The organism is Streptomyces panacea (genome assembly GCF_040560175.1).
GTDB lineage: Bacteria > Actinomycetota > Actinomycetes > Streptomycetales > Streptomycetaceae > Streptomyces > Streptomyces panacea.
This window is the reverse complement of the sequence record NZ_JARJHW010000318.1, coordinates 1-4,169: the sequence shown is the minus strand read 5'-3', so window position 1 is coordinate 4,169 and position 4,169 is coordinate 1. Positions and strand designations below refer to the sequence as shown.

Below are 4,169 nucleotides of genomic sequence, written 5' to 3'. Positions count from 1 at the left end.
CGCCGGGCGCGTACGGCTATCCGCAGCAGCCCCTCGGCATGCCGACGGTCGGCCCCGGCTACCAGGCCGTGCTGCGCTACCGCGCGCCCGACGGCTCCGAGGCGCAGCTCATCCGCCGCTCGGCGCCCGGCACCCCGCACCCCGAGTGGCAGATCCTGCACGAGCTGCGCGCCATGAACGTGCCGCCGCAGCAGGTGCTCGAACTCCACACCGAGCTGGAGTCCTGCGAGCTGCCCGGCGGTTACTGCGCGCGGATGATCCGCGAGACCTGGCCGCAGGTGCGGATCACCAGCGTCGCCCCGTACGGCAGGGACCACTCCAGCCGTCAGCAGGGCATGCGGCATCTGCTCACCCACCAGGGCGAGTTGCACCAGGTCGCGGACGGTCCGGCGCGTCCGGCGCCGGTACGCGCTCCGCTGCCGCAGGTGCCGCCCGCGCAGCCGGTTCCGCCGGAGGCCATCGCGCAGGAGCTGGCGGGCGCGTTCGGCCCGCAGGGCATCTGCCGGTTCGACCAGCGGGCGGTGTCCCGTCAGGGCGTACCGGAGATCGTGGCGCGCACGCTCGTGTGGGCGGGTCTGCCGGGCGATTTCGGCCCGTTCTTCTGGGCGCAGCCCGCACAGCCTGTGGTGCCGACGCTGGCCGAGCTGGCCGCGCAGCGGCAGGTACGGCCCGCCGCGGACGCGGGGTCGTATCTGGTGATGGGCAGTGACTTCGGCCGGGCGATCTGTGTCCAGTACGGCACGGCGCACATCATGGCCGTGTCGGTCGAGACGGGTCCGGGTGGCCAGACGATCCCGCCGCAGTTCGTGAACACCGGGCTGCCGGAGTTCACGCGCTCGATGGCGCTGCTCGGCCGTATGTGGCGACTGCGCTTCGGTCTCAATCCGGAGCAGGCGGGACGCTGGACCGTCGACTTCCAGGCGCAGCTCGCCGCGATCGATCCGGCGGCGCTGTCGTCGCCGGAGAGCTGGTGGTCGGTGCTGCTGGAGCAGATGTGGGACGGGCTGCTCTGACGGCGACGGCGACGGCGACCGCGCGGTTCTGACCGTACGGGTGCCGGCCGGGCGGTGAGATCCGCCACGTACGAGCGCGCGCGAGGCGCCCCCGTGGATCACGGTGGGCGCCTCGGCCGTTCCCGCGCCCGGGTCGGGCGACGTGCGGAGATGGCTTGAACGCGTCGGCCGTGTCATCGGTACGGAAGCGGAATCAGGCGCCTGGCGTCAAATGCCGCATCCTTGAGCAGGATGGACGGGTGGGGCGTTTCGTAGGGGCGCCTGTCTCGTCACCGTAGGCCGGAGAGAGGCTTCAGGAATGGCTGCTGCACGGGCATCGGCTCACGGCTTCGACCCCGCTCGGGGCCGTGGTTACCGCCCTGAGCAGGTCGACCGGCGGGTCACGGAGCTGTCGGGGGACCGCGAGGACGCGGAGGCGCAGGAGCGGCGGCTCGCCGTTGTGGCCGAGCGCCTTCAGTTGGAGGCGGAGCTGCTGCGACAGCGGGTCGAGGCGCTGCCGCCGCAGACGTACGACTCACTGGGCGACCGCGCCCAGAAGATCCTGGCTCTGGTCGCCGAGGAGGCGGACGGGGCGCGTACGACCGCGCGGGAGAACGCGCAGGCGGCGTACGACGAGGCGGGCGAGGCGGTCCGCCGTACGCGCGAGGCGGCGCGGGCGCACGCGGAGGCGGTCACGGCCGACGCGGACGCGTACGCGACGCGGACCGTGGAGGGCGCGCAGGGCGCGGCCGACGAGCGGCGGACGGCGGCGCGCCGGGACGCCGAGGAGGTACGGGGCGCGGCGTTGGCCCGCTTCGACGACATCCGGCAGCGTACGGAGGCGTTGCTCACCGAGCTGTCGCAGGAGCACGCGGATCGACTGGCCGCGACGACGCGGGAGTTCACCGGCCGTGAGGCGGAGGCGGAGGCATACCAGACGGGGCTGGCGACCCGCTCGGACGCCCAACTCGCGGACGCGAGGCGTGCCTTCGCGGAGGGGGAGGAGAGCGCCCGGCACATCCAGGAGGACGCGGCGGCGCGCGCGGAGGACCTGATCGCGCAGGCGCGGGCGGCCGAGGAGCGGACCGTACGGGAGACGGAGCGGATCCTGCGGGAGCACACCGAGGTCCGCGAGGAGGTGCAGGCGCGGATGACGCATGTCCGCAACAGCCTGGCGGCACTGACGGGCCGGGCGCCCGTCGAGGCGGAGAGTTAGGTCGTGTCTTCGAAGTAGCGTCGTCCGCCCTCGGGCCGGGCGGGACTTTGAAGACAGGGCCTACCCCCCTCCTTCTTGATCAGGAGGTGTCCGTCGCGGGGTCGGTCGCCTTGCGGGGCCGCGGCTGCGCGTCGGGGGCCGGGTCCGGTGCCGGGTCCCGGTGGACGGGGAAGCGGCGTGGTGCGACGAAGAGCAGCACCAGCAGACAGAGCGCGGCGGCCATCGCCGCCCCCAGGAAGACGGAGTCGACCGCCGAGTCCACCGCGCGGCGCAGGAAGTCGGCCGCGCGGTCGGTGAGGGCCGCCGGGTCGTCCAGGGCGTGCGCCACGGAGTCGAGGTCCCGCGGGAGGCCGCTGCCGGGCGCGTCGGCGAGCCTGTTGGTGAGGACGCCGTTGGCCAGCGCCCCGAAGAGCGCGGCGCCCACGCTCTGGCCGAGCTGTCGGCAGAAGAGGATCGAGGCGGTCGCCGTACCGCGCTCCGACCAGCCGACCGTCCCCTGTACGGCGATGATCAGCGGGAGTTGGAACAGTCCGAGCCCCGCGCCGAGCACCAGCATCAGCACCGTCGGCTGCCACGCCTGGCCGGGGAAGGGCAGCAGGGGGAAGGCCAGCAGGACCAGCAGCGCGCAGGACATGCCGGTGATCGCGGTGCGGCGGAAGCCCACCCGGTTGTAGACGCGGTCGGAGAGCGCCGCGCTGATGGGCCAGGTCAGGGTCATCGCGGAGAGGACGAAGCCGGCGGCTATCGGGCCGAGGCCGAGGACGGACTGGGCGTATGTCGGCAGGAAGACCGTCGGGGCGATCATCAGCAGCCCGAGCGCGCCGAGCGCGAGGTTGACGGCGGCGATGGGGCGGCGGCGCCAGACCCAGCCGGGGATGATCGGCTCGGCCGCGCGCCGTTCGACGAGGAAGGTGACGACGGCGAGGAGGGCGGTGCCGCCGAGGAGCGCGAGCGAGGGGGCGGAGAGCCAGGGCCAGGCGACCCCGCCCTGGACGAGGGCGGTGACCAGGAGCGTGCCGGTGGCGAAGACGGCGAGCGCGCCGGCCCAGTCGACACGGGGGCGGGCCGGCGCGCCGGTTCCGGGGCCCCGCTTCGTACGGGCGGCGGCCCGGGTCTCACGGTCGCGTGTGCGGCCGGGCTCGTGCAGGTGGCGGACGGTGAGGTAGAGCGCGACGGCGCCCACCGGCAGATTGATCAGGAAGATCCAGCGCCAGTCCGCGTAGCCCGCGAGCAGGCCGCCGATGGCGGGTCCCGCGATGGAGGACGTGGCCCAGACGGTGGAGAGCTTGGCCTGGATCTTGGGGCGTTCCTTCAGGGGGTAGAGGTCGGCGGCGATGGTCTGCACCGTGCCCTGGATCGCGCCGCCCCCGAGGCCCTGGACGACGCGGAAGGCGATCAGGGACCCCATGTTCCACGCGGTCGCGCAGAGGACCGAGCCGATGAGGAAGATGACGATGCCCGCGATCAGTACGGGCTTGCGGCCGAAGGTGTCGGAGAGTTTTCCGTACACGGGGAGCGTGACCGTCGCGGCGAGCAGGTAGCCGGAGAAGAGCCAGGAGAAGACGGAGAAACCGCCGAGGTCTCCGACGATCTGCGGGACGGCGGTGGAGAGGATCGTGCCGTCCAGCGCGGCCAGTGCCATGCCGAGCATCAGGGCGGCGACGACGGGACCGCGGCGGGGCTCGGGTATGGCGGTCACAGGATCCCTTCCCTATGCAGGTATTTCCCTGGGACACCATCTCACTTGACCCTCTCGCAGTGGCAGGGTGCAGGGTTCGCTCCCGGAGACGAACCCTCAGAGGCGCTCCACCTGAGGGTGGAGAGCCCTTAGGTGGTTCTCCCTACTTCCGGCCAGGGCCGGTTCGTCCCGCCGGAGGAGGAGAAGAGGGGCGACCGTTCCTTAAGTTGGTCTTACACCGCGAGGCCGGTCGGGGGGCCGGTCGGTGAGGGGGGCTGGGCCC

3 protein-coding genes are annotated in these 4,169 nt (G+C 73.0%); 2 read left to right on the top strand and 1 reads right to left on the bottom strand.

Going from position 1 to position 4,169, the window contains the following annotated elements; all coding sequences use genetic code 11:
* Together P3L51_RS35345 and P3L51_RS35340 are read left to right on the top strand one after the other, a co-directional pair.
* Positions 1-1,013, top strand: a 1,013-nt coding sequence (locus P3L51_RS35345; protein ID WP_354609460.1) for an SUKH-4 family immunity protein, incomplete at its 5' end; no start/stop codon positions are given.
* Between the two features lie 298 nt (positions 1,014-1,311).
* Positions 1,312-2,208 carry a cellulose-binding protein gene (locus P3L51_RS35340; RefSeq protein ID WP_354609459.1) on the top strand — a complete coding sequence of 299 codons (897 nt, stop codon included), beginning with the start codon at positions 1,312-1,314 and terminating at the stop codon, positions 2,206-2,208.
* 79 nt (positions 2,209-2,287) lie between these two features.
* Here the strand turns inward: P3L51_RS35340 and P3L51_RS35335 are convergent, their stop codons facing one another.
* Complete coding sequence (locus P3L51_RS35335; RefSeq protein ID WP_354609461.1) at positions 2,288-3,859, bottom strand: MDR family MFS transporter; 1,572 nt, start codon at positions 3,857-3,859, stop codon at positions 2,288-2,290.
* Positions 3,860-4,169 lie beyond the last annotated feature (310 nt).